The following is a 293-nucleotide window of genomic DNA, read 5'->3' as shown; positions in this document are numbered from 1 at the left end:
TGCCATGAAAAAATACGCAGCCAGAGAAGAGATTATCTGCATAAACTGAGCCGCAGGATCACAGACCAGTACGATATAGTTGCGGTGGAAGATATTGATATGAAAGCGATGAGCCAGTGCCTGCATTTTGGGAAAAGTATACAGGATAATGGATACGGGATGTTCCGGAATATGCTGGAATATAAGCTTGACTGGAAGGGAAAAGAATTAGTAAAGGTAGACCGGTTTTTCCCTTCAAGCAAAAAATGCAGTAAATGCGGAAAGATAAAAAAAGAGCTGAAATTATCCGAAAG

Annotated in this window: 1 protein-coding gene; it reads left to right on the top strand. The window is 40.6% G+C overall.

The features are described from left to right. Positions 1 to 293, top strand: a 293-nt coding sequence (locus DXC01_RS20850) for an RNA-guided endonuclease InsQ/TnpB family protein (RefSeq protein WP_243111692.1), incomplete at both ends; no start/stop codon positions are given.

Origin of the sequence: Blautia sp. OM07-19 (assembly GCF_003481595.1) — a bacterium.
GTDB classification, from domain to species: Bacteria; Bacillota; Clostridia; order Lachnospirales; family Lachnospiraceae; genus Blautia_A; species Blautia_A intestinihominis.
The sequence above is the reverse complement of the archived record's forward strand: the minus strand, read 5'-3'. Positions and strand labels throughout refer to the sequence as shown.